Genomic DNA, 16,230 nt, shown 5'->3' with positions numbered 1-16,230 from the left:
TAGGGCGCGCGATTGCTTACAAACAGGCGCGAAATCAGAAGCGGCCAAGTGTACCGTATTTAACTTTGCGCGGCCATTGAAACCAATCGATAAAGAACCCGGTTAACAGGCTGTTATATAAGTAACTGACAAAAAAGAAGGGAGTCGCACTCCCTTCCTTTATCACCGCTGGTTTAATTAAGTTTAAGCGGAATAAACATTGGACTTCCCCGCCTCACAATACGCATTGGCACTGCCTTTCCTATCGGTAAACCTGAGACGATCCCGTCAAACTGACGAACAGAGTCAATTCGCTGACCATTCAATATAGTAATAACATCACCAGGCAAGAGGCCTGCATCAGCACCTGCTCCGGCATCAACCCGACGCACAATCACGCCTGATGTAACACTCCAGCGATCTTTAATTTGCTGATCCAGTTCGCCAATTTCTATATTCAAACGATTTACAGCAGGCTTATTACTCTTTGGAGCACCCGTATTCATCACCATAGCGCCTTCATCCAACACACCAATTGTGACATCTATGTTTTTACGACTACCATTGCGAATCACACTCACCACGGCATCAGAATTTGGCTTCACTCTGCCAACATGATGAGGCAAGTCACTGGAACGGTTGATGGGCATGCCATCAAAGCTATAAATAACATCCCCTTCCATAAGACCTGCTGCTTCAGCAGGACTTCCCGGTAATACTTTTGCAACCAGTGCGCCTTCAGGCTTATCCAGACCAAATGACTCAGCTAAATCACGACTTACTTCCTGGATAACAACGCCCAACCAGCCACGCTGCACTTCACCACTGGCTTTTAGTTGCTCAACCACATCCATTGCAACATTCATTGGGATCGCAAATGAAAGCCCCATAAAACCGCCTGAACGGGTATAAATCTGTGAATTAATACCTATAACTTCGCCATCCAGATTAAACAATGGACCACCGGAGTTACCTGGGTTAATCGCTACATCCGTCTGAATAAAAGGTACATAGGTTCCATTCGACAAACTACGGTCAGTTGCACTGATAATTCCTGCCGTTACCGAGTAATCAAAGCCGAACGGCGAACCAATAGCTAATACCCATTCACCTACTTCAGCTTTATCTGAGTTCCCCATTGGCACGGTAGGTAAATTGCTGGCATCTATTTTAAGTAACGCGACATCCGAGCGTTCATCCGAGCCGACCACTATTGCATCTAACTGACGACGGTCATTAAGACGCACAATGACTTCATCTGCATCTTTAATCACATGGTGATTGGTAAGAATGTAGCCGTCATCCGAGATAATAAAACCCGATCCCAGTGACTGAGGAGTCTGACGACGCGGCTGAGAACCCTCACTACCCGGAGGTAAACGGAAAAAATGCCGGAATATTTCCGGTATCTGCTCACCGTTTGGACCTTCAAATTCAGGGAAATTACTTTGTCGCTGTGATTGCACCTGAGTAGTACTAATGTTCACCACTGCCGGTGAGGCTTTTTTCACTAAGTCTCTGAACTCAGGTAAGGCCGCTTGTGCCGGCGTAATAATGATGAACAGAACTATAAAGCTGACGAGCTTATGTAATGATTTCATAAGAGATCCTTGAATCATCGACATTAAGTATGAGTAACAACGCGTAATAACACAGGCTGGAAGCGACAGTTTTTGCCAAAGCGCCGGCCAATTAGCCGAACCGCAAGAAACCCCACCAGCAATCCTGCCAGCGCACTAAGAATAACAACAGGTTCTGAGAGAGCAGCTGTCTGTGCAACAAAAGCCAACACAAACATTGCCACTAAAGGTAATAAATAAATCAGTAAAGATGCGCTGAGAAAGGTGCTTTCTTCGACACCCAGCACAACCTGATCATCCAACTTAACTTTAAGATGATCAGGGTTATCGACAGCAATTTGTAATTTTCGACCATCACCTATCTTCGCCAACAGGCTCTGTCCACAATTTTTTTGCGCACTACAGGTAGAGCAACTGCTCTGTTTAATCGTTTCTACTACCAGGTTATCTTTTTCAACGGAGATAACCCGGCCAACTTCTTCAATCATGTTCAGGATCTATTCAATCAACAATTAATTGATCAGTAGTATAACTGATCAGTCTTTTGCTTTAACTGAATTCGCAATACGATCCGCAACAGTTAAAGGTACATCACCCACAACAGTGATGAAACGGTCATCCTGAGCTTTACCGACGGCAACAACATCACCGACCCGCGTTACGCCTTCCAGAGAAGCCTGCTGTTTAAGCTCTTCAACACATACGGTAAAAGCGTTCTTACCGTTTGAGAACACAGCAACTTCAGCTGTAGAAGTACGTCCGTTCTTCACCGGAGAATAACCTTCTGGTACCCACTTCGGCTGCCAGGAAGAAGCATCTGCAGCAACCAGTGTTTCATGCTGCTTAATATACTTAGTCAGGCTTTGGTTCAAACGAATAACATCCGGCTCACCTTCAGCAGTGTTAACCGTACGATCGCCAAACTGTGCCGGCAACACATCCGAAGTAGACGTTGTGCTCGGCAGAATAAAGCCGGTATTAGGCGTACTCTGAGCCAAACCGTCTTCAACAGTACCGACGTTATACTGCTGGGCGCCAAGAATAACCACAGCAGTTACAGAAGCTGCCATTGCCATACTTGCAACCGGCTTCAGCAAATATTCTCGCCAACCAATCGTTCTGGCGGCTGTAGTGTCAGCACCAGGTTTCATTGTATAAGTCGGCTCATCATCCAATGCGGCCATAACGGAATTGCTGATATCCATAACAACCGGGGACTCATCCTGCCTCAAAACAGAACTCGCCAAATGGTAACGTTGCCATTGTTCACCGGACTGCTGATCTTCTGGCAGCCGTTTCAGCAAACTTCTTAATTCCAGCTCGCTGACTTCATTATCCATCAAAGCAGAGATAGTCTCTTGCTGATGATCACTCATTGCTGATCTCCTCACACACTAAAAGTAGTACGCATTTCACCTTTTCCATATACAACTGCGAGCCTTTACAGACCGCTATTGTATAAACGGAGCAATTTCTTTATCGATTGCTTCCCGTGCCCGGAATATTCGGGAACGCACGGTACCCACCGGGCAATCCATAATATTCGCGATATCTTCATAGCTCAGTCCTTCAAACTCACGCAACGATAAAGCTGCGCGTAAATCTTCAGGGAGCTTATCTAATGTCCTTCTTACAATCTGTGACAACTCATCTCGGTATAAGTTGTTTTCCGGATTCTCAATATCTCTTAAACCCCGGCCACTTTCCAACTGATGAGCATCATCAACATCCACATCCATATCGGGTGGACGCCGGCCCTTAGCAACCAGATGGTTCTTAGCAGTGTTGATAGCTATCCGGTACAGCCATGTATAAAACGCACTATCGCCGCGAAACTTAGGTAACGCACGATATGCTTTAATAAATGCTTCCTGTGAAACATCCATTGCCTCATGATGGTCGTATACATAACGACCAATAAGGCCAATAATCTTATGTTGGTATTTTTTAACCAACAGATCAAAGGCGGTCTTATCACCCGCTTGAACCCGCTCAACCAACCTCTGATCAACCGATGCTTGGCTTTCGCTAGACATTCGTTTCCTTAATACAAAAATCTACAATAACGGCTATCTTATTCAGCCCGCAGGAAAAAATGAATGCCTGCCCTGCAATCAATTCACTTTATGATCGCTAAATCATAGATTAAGAACACCCCTGGCACGTTAAGTTCCACATGTGTCATGTTTTTCATAATTATTTTTCGGAATTATTATTTCTGACTGGTTACGACCACCAGTTCAGGCAATAATTAGCAGCTGATTAATAGCTTCCTGTTTGTGGATCTCTCTCATGGGTAAAGAATTTCAATACGACGTTTTAATTATTGGCAGCGGTGCGTCAGGTCTTGGCCTGGCACTACAACTGTCAGACCAATACAAGATCGCCGTATTGAGCAAAGCTGACCTCACCAGTGGCTCAACCTATCAGGCACAGGGAGGTATCGCTGCAGTACTCGACAACACAGACACACCTCAGGCACATATTGACGACACTATGACCGCCGGTGTAAATCTAAGCCGCCCTGACGCCGTAAGCTTTACCGTAGAACAGGGCAAAAGTAGCATCGACTGGTTAATTGAACAGGGTGTGCCCTTTACCCAACAGGATGGTGAGTATCATCTGACAAAAGAAGGTGGCCACAGCCATCGCCGTATTATTCATTCGGCAGACGCTACTGGGCAAGCTATTCAGCAAACCCTGATTCAACGAGCAGCTGAAAGCGCAAATATTGACCTGTTTGAAGACTGTATAGCTGTTGACCTGATTACCCGGCGTAAACTTAATCTGGCGAGTAACGCCTGCATCGGCGCTTACGTACTAAACAACAAAACCGAAAAGGTCGACGTATTTAAAGCTCGTTCCGTTGTACTTGCCACCGGCGGCGCAAGTAAAGCCTACCTTTACACCAGTAATTCTGACGGTGCTTCCGGCGATGGTATTGCAATAGCATGGCGAGCAGGTTGCAGAGTCAGCAACCTCGAATTCAATCAATTTCACCCAACCTGTTTGTACCACCCTCAGGCCAAGTCATTCCTGATCACTGAAGCAGTACGGGGCGAAGGCGGTAAATTATTATTGCCCAATGGCAGACGCTTTATGGATAAGTTTGATGCCCGTGGAGAGTTAGCTCCCCGGGACATTGTTGCCAGAGCAATAGACCATGAAATGAAACGGCTTGGCTCTGATTGCTTATTTCTGGATATTTCGCATAAGCCGGAAGCATTCATCAAACAGCATTTTCCGACTATCTATGAGCGCTGCCTGAGCTACGGCATAGACATTACGAAACAACCGATTCCCGTGGTGCCTGCCGCTCACTACACATGTGGCGGCATCATGACTGACAAACACGGCTGTACAGACATCGAGGGACTGTACGCAGTTGGCGAAACAGCATTTACCGGGTTGCACGGAGCAAACCGCCTTGCCAGTAACTCCCTGCTTGAATGCATTGTTTATGCATCTTCTGCTGCTCAGCATATAAGCCAAACATTAAAAGAAAGTTGCGAATTACCAGAAATTCCCGGTTGGGATGAATCTCAGGTTACCGATTCGGACGAAGATGTAATCATTGCTCATAACTGGGATGAGCTGCGCCGTTTTATGTGGGATTACGTCGGTATAGTACGAACCGATAAACGATTACAGCGAGCTAAACACAGGGTGGATTTGTTACAACAGGAAATCACCGACTATTACAGCAACTATAAGATCAGCCGTGACTTACTTGAATTACGTAATCTGGCTGTGGTTGCTGATCTGATTATCCGCTGCGCGATGTTGCGCAAGGAAAGCCGTGGCCTGCACTATACACTGGACTATCCAGACACCCATGCAGAACCACGCGACAGTATTCTTACCCCGGTCAACTACGACTGGTAATCGATTCATTCAGAGATACTATAAAATACCGGTTTCTGCCTGCGTATTACGTACCCGTGCAAACCGGCACATCACTCTGAACTGCCTGTACTGCCCTCGTGAAGCCACTGAATCCGGTAATACCAGTATATTTAGAACCTGTATTTCCGGATGTTCAACCCTGACGCGCAGGCCGGTCAGCCAGGGCCAGATCACTCGTTGCTCTATTTCTGTTACGTTCAGCCATTGACCTGATTGCAGACGCAAATCTAACGTCCGCTCCTTCGCCTGCCAACGTAACCGCAAAACAGAATTTTCTTTTTCTAATGAAACATAACGACGCCGCCATCTGTTTAACAGCACAAATAAGACGGGATACAATAGTACATAAACGAACCAGGGCATCATGACCAGCCAAAGACTATAAGCAGTCATTAACGCCAGCCCAAAGAACACCGCTCCGAGCCGACGTGAAGGGGTCAGCTCAACTTGCTGCGGGCTGAACACGGTCAAGAATTATTCGAACGATGCGCTTTAAATCCGGATCAGAAGGCTCTTCCCGCTCCATCATCCAGACAAACAAATCCGTATCTTCACAGGTAAGCAGTTTAACGAAGCTATCCTTATCAGTTTCATCAAGATCAGAAAAAGCTTCTTCAACAAATGGCACAAACAGAACATCAAGCTCCAGCATACCGCGCCGGCTTTGCCACTTTAAACGTCGCACATCTTCTTCTGTATACATCTAAGGACTTCCTCAACTTAATTATGCGGGCAATATATAAACTAAGCGTATCAGGAGCAAGCGTGGTATCACAAAGTATTGATCTGACTACGGCGAGAAATTGCCGCTCAGCAACCAAAAGCGGCAAATAAATCATCCGGAACCTTCATCTTTGATAAGAAAAAAAGCACTACCTTCAATCCTGTTAAGCAAGCAGCAACGAATTAAGTAAGTACCCACTACTACCACACTCACTAATAAACAGACTTAATAAGGTATCAGAAAGCTATTCACCTCTATAACTGCTCACCTCAATTGGGAATCTTTACGTATTAATCAGATACTATTCTTTAGTGGCATAAGTCTTGCTTCTTACGTCTGTTACAAAGCCAGGCTTCTACCTGGTTAATAGATGTAGGGATTGCCATGAATAATCCGGCTCCGCAATTCAATCCAAAACTACAGGCGCCTCACTTGCATGGCCTGGCGAATTTAATGACCCGGGTTTTTCACGGTGAAGACCTTACCGATCTCGGTCTCGAGTTTATCGATCGTGGCGGAAAAGGTGATGCTCAGGCACTTATAGACCTGTCGATTCTTCTCCAGTTGCGTGGCCAGCAGGACACCGGAGTTGCGGTTCAGCAGCAGGCTCTGGATATTCAGCAGCACTATTATCTGGAGCCCTCAGTAAAACGCCATGCTGTGCGTCTACTGGCATTAGTTTCACCCGGCAACCTGATGACTAACACACCACTGGAATTCATTGCCGAAGGTGCGGGCTTTAGTATGCAACTTCTCTACGTGGATCCTGCTTTACCTTTTCCGCAGGAACTGCCTGATCACGACATTGCGATTGTAGCCTTAAGTGAACTGGACCGAAATCTCGCCACGCTGGACTATATCAACAGCTGGGCTGATCTCTGGCCACGTCCGCTACTCAACCTGCCCGCTCCGATAAGTGTACTGGGACGGGATCTGATATGTCATCAGTTACAAAACCAGCAACATATAGACATGCCGATTACTATTCGGGTAAGTCGTGAAGAGCTATCAAAGGTTGCCGCTGGCAATCCCCCTCTGGATGAACTGATCGTAGATGGTGATATGCCGGTTATTATTCGCCCGGTAGACTCTCACGCCGGACAAGGCCTTGAAAAACTGGATAAGCCTGAAGCTTTACTGGATTATCTGCAACGCTATGCGGATCCGGAATTCTTTGTTTCCCGCTATGTAGATTATCGCAGCAATGATGGTCAGTTCCGTAAATACCGAGTCGTGATGATTGACGGTCAGCCTGAACTGGCCCACATGGCTGTATCTGATCACTGGATGGTACATTACGGTAATGCCGGTATGGAGCAAAGTGCCGCTAAACGTTTCGAGGAAGCCGGCGCAATGGGCAACTTCAGACAAGGTTTTGCCAAACGGCATGAAGCAGCGATCAGAACGCTGCATGAAACAGTCGGTCTGGACTATTTCGGAATGGATTGCAGTGAAACACTGGATGGCAAACTACTGATATTTGAAGTAGGTGCATCACTAAATATTCACGACATGGATAGCAGTGAAGTTTATCCTTACAAACGCCCTCAGATGCAAAAAATATTCAATAACTTCTTAATTATGCTTCAAGAAAAATCATTACAGTCTAAATAAAAGACGGCCAAAAACGCCCGGCACCTTTAATGGAACCGGGTAGTTATAAATGAACAGAGCGGCGTGCCTGCGCTGGGCTAACACCAAAACGTAGCTTAAACTTTTTACCAAAATGACTCTGATCATTAAATCCCAACTGCAAAGCAACATCTTTTAAAGATACCTGACTTTTCAAGACAAGATCCTCTGCCTTCTGCAATCTTAGTTCTGTCATATAACGGTGTGGCGGCTCCCCCAAAGACTGTTTAAACATCCGGGAAAAGTGATAACTGCTTAAATTCGCTAATTCAGCTAACTCTTCCAACCGCACTCCTTGCTCAAGATGAGCATGCATATATTCAATAGTCTGACGCTTAATATGCGGCGCCAAACCGCCAGATATATCCGGCAAGTGATTCTGACGGGCATAATGCTGCAACAAATATGTCATCAGCATATCGGCAGCACTGCTCAAGGTCAGACGGTCTGCCGGCGCCTCCCAGTTCAAAGGCATAATCACATTACGACATAAAGCATCAATCCAGGCTATTTCTTCAAATGTCAGATCGGGCATTTGTACCTGATGTTCGCGATCCCAGATACGCGTAGTCAGTTCCGCAAGATTATTATGATCAAAATACAAATGAAAGAAACGCAGGTAGCCACTGACATCCCAGGATGACTCATGCCCCTGAGGCATGACACACACTTTACCCGGCGCTCCTCCAGTCATGCGCTGCCCTTCCAGGCTTCGGCTAATATCGTAGCCACCATCAAGATAACAACTCAGAGTATGATGAGCAGGCCCCTCATAGACAACAAAGTCTTCAGCGTTCGACCACACAGCCGCACCTACACCGCTCCCCAGATCAACACTTTGTTCAAGCGTTGCTTTAGAAGCATCTAACTGGCTAAAAACCAGATATTCCATATGACTACACTGACTCATAGACGACTGCTGTTTCAGCGAACCCTGTTGTAATAACTGCTGACTCATCACTACATGCTAATCCACCTATCAGACACAGACCATTACCTGATAAATAAAACCGCAAGAATTTACCAAAAATCGCACCTTCTGTGACCCATTACGCAATAACCTACCAGCCAGACAACTCACCTGACTGTAACAATATGAACTTACCTGAAACATACATCGCGGAACTGCCATCATGCTCACCGGATTTTTATATCTACTCACTGTCGTTATTTGGGGAACCACCTGGATAGCAATAAAGCTACAACTCGGTGACGTTGCCATCGAAGCATCAATAATCTATCGGTTTTCATTAGCGGCCGTTGTCATGTTTTGCTTATTGCAACTATTTAACAAACGCCAAGCCCTCACAACCCAGGACCATCTGTATTGCCTGCTTCAGGGCAGCTGCTTATTCTGCGTAAACTTTTATTGCTTTTACCTTGCCACGGGTTACGTTTCCAGCGGACTTATCTCTGTCGTTTTTTCCCTGGCAACAGTGCTTAACGCACTTAATAACTGGCTCTGGTTCAGCAAAAAGCCCAACATCCGGGTAATCTGTGGCGCAATACTTGGCTTACTTGGTATCAGCATGCTGTTCTGGCCTGAGCTTCAGCAACAAACGGATTTATGGCAAGTTTTACCAGGGATTGCACTTGCTGTAGCCGGCACTTACTGCTTTTCACTGGGGAACATGCTTTCCATCCGTCATCAACAGCGCGGCCTCAGACCACCAACAACCAATGCTTGGGGAATGTTATACGGCGTTGGAATACTTCTAATTATTAGCCTGATCAGTAACGTTGAGTTCACTATAAACCATGACGTAACTTATCTGGCAGCACTGTTATACCTGGCAATCCCAGGTACAGTTATCGGCTTTACAGCCTACCTCATGTTAGTTGGACGTATCGGCCCTGATTCAGCGGCCTATGCGACTGTTTTATTCCCAGTCGTAGCATTAAGTATTTCATCTGTATATGAAGGCTATATCTGGTCGCCTATGTCAATTGGTGGTTTACTGCTGGTTATCAGCGGCAACATTATTATCTTCAGCAAATTGAAACCGCCGGCTTTCAGCTTTGCCCGCATGTTCAATTTATCTAAGTGACATCAAGACTATGAAAACTAATAATTGGCAACAAATCCGCCATCAATTACATCAATATCCGGAATTATCAGGCAAAGAACAGTCAACGGCTGAGTTCATCAGGTTACAACTAGAGTCACTCCAGCCAGATAGGCTCTATACCAGAATAGGCGGACATGGAATTGCAGCTTGTTTCGACAGTCAAAAACCGGGACCAACAGTCCTGTTTCGTGCAGAGCTTGATGCATTACCCATTGAAGAACTTAACTGTTTTGCTCACCGTTCAGTGCATAGCGGTATCTCGCATAAATGTGGCCATGACGGCCACATGACAATCTTACTGGCACTGGCCGCATATATAACGACTAACCTCCCTGACTTCGGAAACGCCATAGTGTTATTCCAACCCGCCGAAGAAACCGGCGAAGGTGCCAGAGCGGTTGTAGCTGACCCAATATTCAAACAGCTCAATCCGGACTATTGCTTCGCGTTGCATAACCTTCCCAGCCACCCTATGGGCCTGGTTATGATTCGCGAAGGCAGCTTTAACTGTGCCTCCCGCGGGCTGACAATCAAACTTACCGGTAAAACGGCACATGCTGCTTATCCTGAAACAGGCATTAGCCCCGCCAACGCAGTAGCCGAACTGATACAGACCCTGCCAAGCATTGCCGACAAGCTCAGTCAGGAAGAGCTGGTAATGCTGACACTTATCCACTGTAAATTAGGTGAGCCGGCATTTGGAACCTCTCCCGGCCAGGCAGAATTACTGGCAACACTCCGCAGTGAGTCTGACTCCGCGATGAGAGATCTTATAGAATCCGTCACCAGACAATGCAACACTGTGGCTCAGCAGCACCAGCTAAGCGTTGAGTTTCAGTGGGCAGATATTTTTGCTGCAAGTCACAATGATGCTGAATGCACTAAACGCATTGAAAATGCGGCTTTCAGATGCGGGCAACCCGTAGAGCGGTTAAACGAGCCTTTTCGCTGGTCCGAAGATTTTGGCGCAATCAGCGCAACCACAAATGGCGCTATGTTCGCATTGGGAGCAGGTGAAATGACACCGCAAATACACAATCCTGATTACGACTTCCCTGATGAACTGATTGCTACTGGCCAACAGCTCTTTGCTGATATTTACAGGCAGTTACTCCATGAGTCGTAACCGCTATACTCCCATCCCCGAATAAATTAACGAGCTGCGTTAACTGTGAAGATCCTGCTGCTTTCTGCCTATGATGCCGATAGCCATCGTTACTGGCACCAGAACCTGATTGAGCAATTTCCTGAGCATGACTGGACTTTACTAACACTTCCCGCCCGTTACTTTTCCTGGCGAATCCGTGGCAACAGCCTGAGCTGGGCATTTGGTCCGGAAAGATCAACCCTCGAACAACCTTATGATTTACTGATCGCAACATCTATGACAGACCTTTCAGCACTCAAAGGTATGGTACCGAATCTGGCTAACACACCTACAATGGTATACTTCCACGAAAATCAATTCGCCTACCCGGCAACAGAAAAAGCGCATAAAACTGTAGAGCCACAGATACTCAATATTTATACAGCCGCGAGCGCAGACCGAATTCTGTTCAATACAGCATATAACCGCGATACATTTCTGCATGGCGCTTCTGCCTTACTGAAAAAACTCCCTGATCAGGTCCCTGCTGAATTAGTAACCAGACTAAAAAATCGCTCTGAAGTGCTACCCGTTCCATTAGAGAACAGACTATTTACTTCGCCAGAACAGTCACAACTAAAACATACTGACTGGCAGGATGATGATCAGAGAGCGCTTCGAATTGTCTGGGCGGCACGCTGGGAATACGACAAAGGGCCCGGCCATTTACTGGCTATTCTTCAGCAATTTGAAACGCAAGATATAGACTATCGGCTTTGTCTGCTGGGACAAAAATTTCGCCACTCTCCCAACGAATTCAATCTTATAACAGAACAGTTTAAACACCGCCTGGTTCAGTTTGGATACGCAGAGAGTCGTGATGAATATCTGCAATGGCTGCGCGGCGCTGATATATTTCTATCTACAGCCATTCATGAATTTCAGGGACTCTCGGTATCAGAAGCAGTAACCTGTGGCTGCCTGCCATTATTACCGGCTCGGGAAGTGTATCCGGTATTGTTTGATGAAACCTATCTTTACTCCTGCTCCGATGATATTAATCAGGAAGCTAAAGGCGCCTGCGAAAAACTCACGGAATATTCATCACCACTCACAGCCCCTGCTCAACCAGACTCATCTCATCTCAGTTGGAAAAACCAGCGAGAAAACTACCGTCAGATATTTACGGAACTCGCTGATCAAACACTCAAAAACTAATTGTCTCACTGGTTACAGCAATAACTTTCTGCGGAAAACTGGCGATTGAAGTTAGAGTATTTGAATGATGCAAACTAATCTGCTGACCGGAAGCATGCGCCTTATCATGGGTAGTATGCGCATCAGTGACCAGCTTAACCTTATAGCCTAATCCTGCTGCCCGTCGGGTAGTTGTATCGACACAAAACTCACTGGCAAAGCCACAGATAATCAACTCGTCTACCTGCATTTCAGTTAACAGAGCCTGCAAATCTGTTTCGAGAAATGAGTCAGGTGTTGTTTTTCTCACCTTTTGATCATCTTCAGAAGTGATAAGATCACGCTGTAATTGCCACTCATCAGAGTTAAAATACAAACCACTCTGAGGGCGCTCATGATAGATAAAAACCACCGGTACTGAAGCAGCTCTGGCAGCAACAGTGAGCCGATTAATATTTTCAATTGTCTGGTCAGCTTTTGCTGGTAGAGGCTCAGGTTCAAAAAACGCCCGTTGAACATCGATGACAACCACTGCCTGACTCATAGCTAACTCCCACCTAATACCAAGATAAATATTTTTCTTCTAATTATTTTATCCTGTTATGAATATATACGTCAGTATCGTTGTCTTAATTCACTCATAGACGAGAATTCAAATACGGTTATGCCTGCATTATTTAACTTCAAGAAATTACTTTATAAATATTGGAAGGATGCCTTCATAGTTGCGGTCGTTTTCTTGGGCATAACCGCTTGGCAGGAACGTAACTTACTGGCAAATGATCGCCCCGCAGTTAACTTTGACTTGCCAATTCTCGAATCAACAAACACTCAACCTCTGTTCACACCCGGAAAGCAGACTCTGGTATATTTTTTTGCGCCATGGTGCAGTATTTGTAAGCTGAGCATTAGCAATCTTTCTGCGGTAGCTGATGATGTGAAGACCGTAGCCGTTGCCCTTGATTACCAAAGCATAAATGAAATTACAGATTTTGTTGGTGATCAGGAAGTTGAAGTGCCGGTTTTACTTGGCAACAAACTAGTTGGTCAGAGCTATAAAATTTCTGCTTTTCCGACCTATTACCTTATAGATACGAAGGGGAATATTGCTGAAAAAAGTATGGGCTACAGCAGCTCTCTTGGGCTCCGCTGGAGAACGAACTGATTCACTTTTACAGATACTTTTTCCTATACCAGCTTTCTATTGATTTAACATCAACAGGTCTGGAAAAATAGTAACCCTGAGAACAGACCTTAGAATGTTGCTTTAGCAGTTCATAATGGGCTTCGGTTTCAACACCTTCAGCAGTAATGTTTAATCCTAAGGTATCACTCATTGCAATAATTGCATTCACGATAGACAGGTCACTGCTATCTTCAACAATATCGCGAATAAACGAACGATCAATTTTTAAACGGTTTATAGGTAGCTGCTTTAGCCTTGCCAGCGAAGAATATCCTACGCCAAAATCATCAATTGCCAGATGCACACCTAAACTCCGCAATGACTGCAGCACCAGCTCTGGGCTTTGTAAATCAGTCATCAGATAGGTCTCAGTAATTTCTAACTCGAGAAAATTGCCAGGTAAACCTGTTTCAATAAGCACCTTCTCAACCAACTGATAAAAATCCCATTCAAGCTGGCTGCCAGAAACATTCACCGCGACATATTCAAACTTAAAACCAGCATCGATCCAGCGTCTGGCTTGTAAGCAGGCCTCTCGAAGCACCCATTCACCAAGATTAATAATAATGCGTGAACTTTCAGCAATATGAATGAAATGATCAGGGAAAATAAGGCCTCTTTTCGGATGCTGCCAGCGTACCAATGCCTCAAGCCCTTTTAGATTACCCTCCGCACACAGAACCGGCTGATAATGCAGAACAAATTGCTCTTCGAGCAGAGCCTCACGCAACTCGCGTTCAACAACTAGAATCTCATTCGCCTGCTTGGCCATATCATGGCTATATACCGGATAACTCTGACGACCTTCTGCCTTAGCTTTGTACATAGCTATATCGGCGCTTTTCATTAGCTCTGAAATACAGCCTCCGTCACGGGGATACATACTTATACCAATACTGACATTCTGATAATAATCATAGCCTTCAATGTCCATAGGCTCAGCAATACAATCGATAAGCCTGGATGCAAGATGCTCCGCCTGTTCTACGCCAGGAATGTTCTGGCAAACGACAGTAAACTCATCACCGCTGAGACGTGCAACCAGATCATCCGGATGACAAGATTGCCGAATGCGCTTGGCAACTTCTTTTAAAAGTTCATCACCTACAGCATGGCCCAGGCTATCGTTGATATTTTTAAAATAATCGAGATCAAGGAACAAAAGCGCAATTTTCTGTTTACGACGTTTAGCCCTGTAAATAGCATTATCTAAACGCTCATTAAGTAGCAGCCGATTTGGCAGGCCCGTTAAATGATCATAATGAGCCAACTTATCAAGCTTAGCCTGAGCGTCTTTGGTACTGGAAATATCTGAAAAAACAAACACCAGACTCGTAAGCTGATTATCTTCCGCATAGACCGCGGACATCGTCATCCAAATCGGGTATATATCTCCGTTTGCACGCTTTGCCCATACCTCCCCCTGCCAGCACTTCCCCTCAGCGGCCAATGAAAATAGCTTAGCAAGACGAATATTTCGCCGATCTTTTTTGGAGAGAAAATAAATAGGCTGACCAAGTAATTGCGGCTCAGTGTAACCGGAAGTACCAAGCGTAGCCGGGTTGACTGCAATGATACGGAAATCAATATCTGTTATAACTATGCCCTGACCAGCGCTGGCAAAAACTGCTGCTGCCTGCCGTAACTGATGTTCAATGAGTTTACGTTCTGATATATCCCGGCAAGTACAGATAAGCCCCACAGGTTCACCTGCATCATCCCTGATCAGGGTTAGTGAAACCTCTACATCAAATCTACTGCCATCTTTGCGTTGACCTTCAAGCTCACCTCGCCACTTTCCTTCAGCAAGCACCAGTGGAAAATACGTTTCGTTAATCTGCTGAATCTGCACAGCGCTATATAACTTACTCCAGTGCTCGCCAAGTAGCTCTCCAACTGAATACCCATATAACTCAGCTTCAGCGGGATTAACATAAACAAACAGGCCTTCTGCGTTGTGTAACGATAGTCCTTCCATCCCACTGTCTACCGCATGGCGTAGCCGCGCATGCAGATCATCATCAGCAACAGGAAGAACATATTCATGAAAAGAGAATTCGAGTAGCCATTCAGTGGTTCTGCCAATACGACTTACTTCAGCAGATATACAGACATCCTCAACAAGCAGTGAACCTTGCCAAAAATCAGCAACGATCAGCTTACTAAGGGGCACATGGCCTGACTCTGTCCGGAAAAAATCTTCAATACCGCAGTCACTTACATCTGCCTGCTTTAGATCTAAAAACGCCGCAGCCTGCTGATTAGCATAGCTAATCTGACCACTTAAATTGAAAATCAGTACGCCTGTTACCGATCTTAACGTCTTATCCAAAGTAGCTGAGTTGCTCACTACAACCGTATCCACTCAACCCCCTTACATCAAAGGATTCACGCTGTGACACATTTATAACATACGTTTGATTACAATGACTAACCTAGGTAAATAATCAGTACTCAATTACAGCAGGCAATAATGGGCCTACGGTAAAACCAAGCAAGACTTCTTAAACAGATGAGCTTGAGCAGCCAAAGACCTGGCTTTTCTGCAGACGAAAAAAAACCCTGCTACAACGTAGCAGGGTTTCTTAAATAGGTGCTTGGCGATGACCTACTCTCACATGGGGAATCCCCACACTACCATCGGCGCTAAGACGTTTCACTTCCGAGTTCGGTAAGGGATCGGGTGGTTCCATCTCGCTATGGTCGCCAAGCAAAAAACTGTAACAATAAAAATCCTGTATGCCTTCTTCAGGCTAATCCGAGTCTTAAGATGATGTACAAACTCTAATCCAACATGCTTTGCAGCAATGTATCTTCATCAATCACTTGATCCGTGTTGTGTAATCACACAACCAAACGCTTTTGGCGTT

Annotated in this window: 15 protein-coding genes and 1 rRNA gene; 6 read left to right on the top strand and 10 right to left on the bottom strand. The window is 45.5% G+C overall.

All coding sequences use genetic code 11. From position 1 onward, the window contains the following. Nucleotides 1-173: 173 nt before the first annotated feature. The 4 genes from OCU49_RS05670 to rpoE all read right to left on the bottom strand — a co-directional run bounded on the left by OCU49_RS05670 (nucleotide 174) and on the right by rpoE (nucleotide 3,595). Nucleotides 174-1,580 carry a DegQ family serine endoprotease gene (locus OCU49_RS05670; protein WP_261844010.1) on the bottom strand — a complete coding sequence of 469 codons (1,407 nt, stop codon included), beginning with the start codon at nucleotides 1,578-1,580 and terminating at the stop codon, nucleotides 174-176. A 23-nt stretch (nucleotides 1,581-1,603) separates the two neighbouring features. Beyond that, the gene (locus tag OCU49_RS05665; RefSeq protein WP_261844009.1) at nucleotides 1,604-2,047 is read right to left on the bottom strand and encodes a SoxR reducing system RseC family protein; all 444 of its coding nucleotides are present in this window, start codon (nucleotides 2,045-2,047) and stop codon (nucleotides 1,604-1,606) included. Nucleotides 2,048-2,095: 48 nt separating this feature from the next. Then, nucleotides 2,096-2,935: a MucB/RseB C-terminal domain-containing protein gene (locus OCU49_RS05660; protein ID WP_261844008.1), complete on the bottom strand. Its 840-nt coding sequence runs from the start codon at nucleotides 2,933-2,935 to the stop codon at nucleotides 2,096-2,098. Between the two features lie 75 nt (nucleotides 2,936-3,010). Beyond that, nucleotides 3,011-3,595 carry an RNA polymerase sigma factor RpoE gene (gene rpoE, locus OCU49_RS05655; protein ID WP_261844007.1) on the bottom strand — a complete coding sequence of 195 codons (585 nt, stop codon included), beginning with the start codon at nucleotides 3,593-3,595 and terminating at the stop codon, nucleotides 3,011-3,013. Nucleotides 3,596-3,851: 256 nt separating this feature from the next. On the opposite strand from rpoE, the gene nadB reads away from it, so the two are divergent. Further along, nucleotides 3,852-5,444: an L-aspartate oxidase gene (gene nadB, locus OCU49_RS05650; RefSeq protein WP_261844006.1), complete on the top strand. Its 1,593-nt coding sequence runs from the start codon at nucleotides 3,852-3,854 to the stop codon at nucleotides 5,442-5,444. Between the two features lie 18 nt (nucleotides 5,445-5,462). Here the strand turns inward: nadB and OCU49_RS05645 are convergent, their stop codons facing one another. Together OCU49_RS05645 and OCU49_RS05640 are read right to left on the bottom strand one after the other, a co-directional pair. After that, entirely contained in the window at nucleotides 5,463-5,930 is a 468-nt protein-coding gene (locus OCU49_RS05645) for a protein YgfX (RefSeq protein ID WP_336605383.1), read from the bottom strand. Then, on the bottom strand, nucleotides 5,908-6,168 hold the full coding sequence (locus tag OCU49_RS05640) for an FAD assembly factor SdhE (protein ID WP_261844004.1): 261 nt from the start codon (nucleotides 6,166-6,168) through the stop codon (nucleotides 5,908-5,910). Before OCU49_RS05640 ends, OCU49_RS05645 begins: the two co-directional genes overlap by 23 nt. Before the next feature lie 405 nt (nucleotides 6,169-6,573). On the opposite strand from OCU49_RS05640, the gene OCU49_RS05635 reads away from it, so the two are divergent. Next, entirely contained in the window at nucleotides 6,574-7,803 is a 1,230-nt protein-coding gene (locus OCU49_RS05635; RefSeq protein ID WP_261844003.1) for an ATP-grasp domain-containing protein, read from the top strand. 43 nt (nucleotides 7,804-7,846) lie between these two features. Here the strand turns inward: OCU49_RS05635 and OCU49_RS05630 are convergent, their stop codons facing one another. Further along, the gene (locus OCU49_RS05630; protein ID WP_261844002.1) at nucleotides 7,847-8,779 is read right to left on the bottom strand and encodes an AraC family transcriptional regulator; all 933 of its coding nucleotides are present in this window, start codon (nucleotides 8,777-8,779) and stop codon (nucleotides 7,847-7,849) included. 175 nt (nucleotides 8,780-8,954) lie between these two features. Here OCU49_RS05630 and OCU49_RS05625 point away from each other — a divergent pair, with 175 nt between their 5' ends. Genes OCU49_RS05625 through OCU49_RS05615 form a run of 3 tightly spaced genes read left to right on the top strand, consistent with a single transcriptional unit; the run spans nucleotide 8,955 to nucleotide 12,195 of the window. Continuing rightward, nucleotides 8,955-9,869 carry a DMT family transporter gene (locus OCU49_RS05625; RefSeq protein WP_261844001.1) on the top strand — a complete coding sequence of 305 codons (915 nt, stop codon included), beginning with the start codon at nucleotides 8,955-8,957 and terminating at the stop codon, nucleotides 9,867-9,869. Between the two features lie 10 nt (nucleotides 9,870-9,879). Beyond that, nucleotides 9,880-11,016, top strand: a complete 1,137-nt coding sequence (locus OCU49_RS05620; protein ID WP_261844000.1) for an amidohydrolase — start codon at nucleotides 9,880-9,882, stop codon at nucleotides 11,014-11,016. Nucleotides 11,017-11,061: 45 nt separating this feature from the next. Then, on the top strand, nucleotides 11,062-12,195 hold the full coding sequence (locus OCU49_RS05615; protein ID WP_261843999.1) for a tRNA-queuosine alpha-mannosyltransferase domain-containing protein: 1,134 nt from the start codon (nucleotides 11,062-11,064) through the stop codon (nucleotides 12,193-12,195). On the opposite strand, the gene OCU49_RS05610 is transcribed toward OCU49_RS05615, so the two are convergent. Continuing rightward, nucleotides 12,185-12,718 (bottom strand): cysteine hydrolase family protein, encoded by a 534-nt coding sequence (locus OCU49_RS05610; protein ID WP_261843998.1) that lies wholly within the window; start codon nucleotides 12,716-12,718, stop codon nucleotides 12,185-12,187. The two genes, OCU49_RS05615 and OCU49_RS05610, sit on opposite strands and share 11 nt — an antisense overlap. 120 nt (nucleotides 12,719-12,838) lie before the next feature. Between OCU49_RS05610 and OCU49_RS05605 the strand changes: the two genes are divergently transcribed. Continuing rightward, nucleotides 12,839-13,339, top strand: a complete 501-nt coding sequence (locus OCU49_RS05605) for a redoxin family protein (protein WP_261843997.1) — start codon at nucleotides 12,839-12,841, stop codon at nucleotides 13,337-13,339. 7 nt (nucleotides 13,340-13,346) lie between these two features. Here OCU49_RS05605 and OCU49_RS05600 read toward each other — a convergent pair whose 3' ends face one another. Continuing rightward, complete coding sequence (locus tag OCU49_RS05600) at nucleotides 13,347-15,725, bottom strand: putative bifunctional diguanylate cyclase/phosphodiesterase (protein WP_261843996.1); 2,379 nt, start codon at nucleotides 15,723-15,725, stop codon at nucleotides 13,347-13,349. Between the two features lie 230 nt (nucleotides 15,726-15,955). Next, nucleotides 15,956-16,071 (bottom strand): 5S ribosomal RNA (rrf, locus tag OCU49_RS05595). Nucleotides 16,072-16,230: the final 159 nt, after the last annotated feature.

Origin of the sequence: Aliamphritea ceti (genome assembly GCF_024347215.1) — a bacterium.
Lineage (GTDB): Bacteria > Pseudomonadota > Gammaproteobacteria > Pseudomonadales > Balneatricaceae > Amphritea > Amphritea ceti.
The sequence above is the reverse complement of the archived record's forward strand: the minus strand, read 5'-3'. Positions and strand labels throughout refer to the sequence as shown.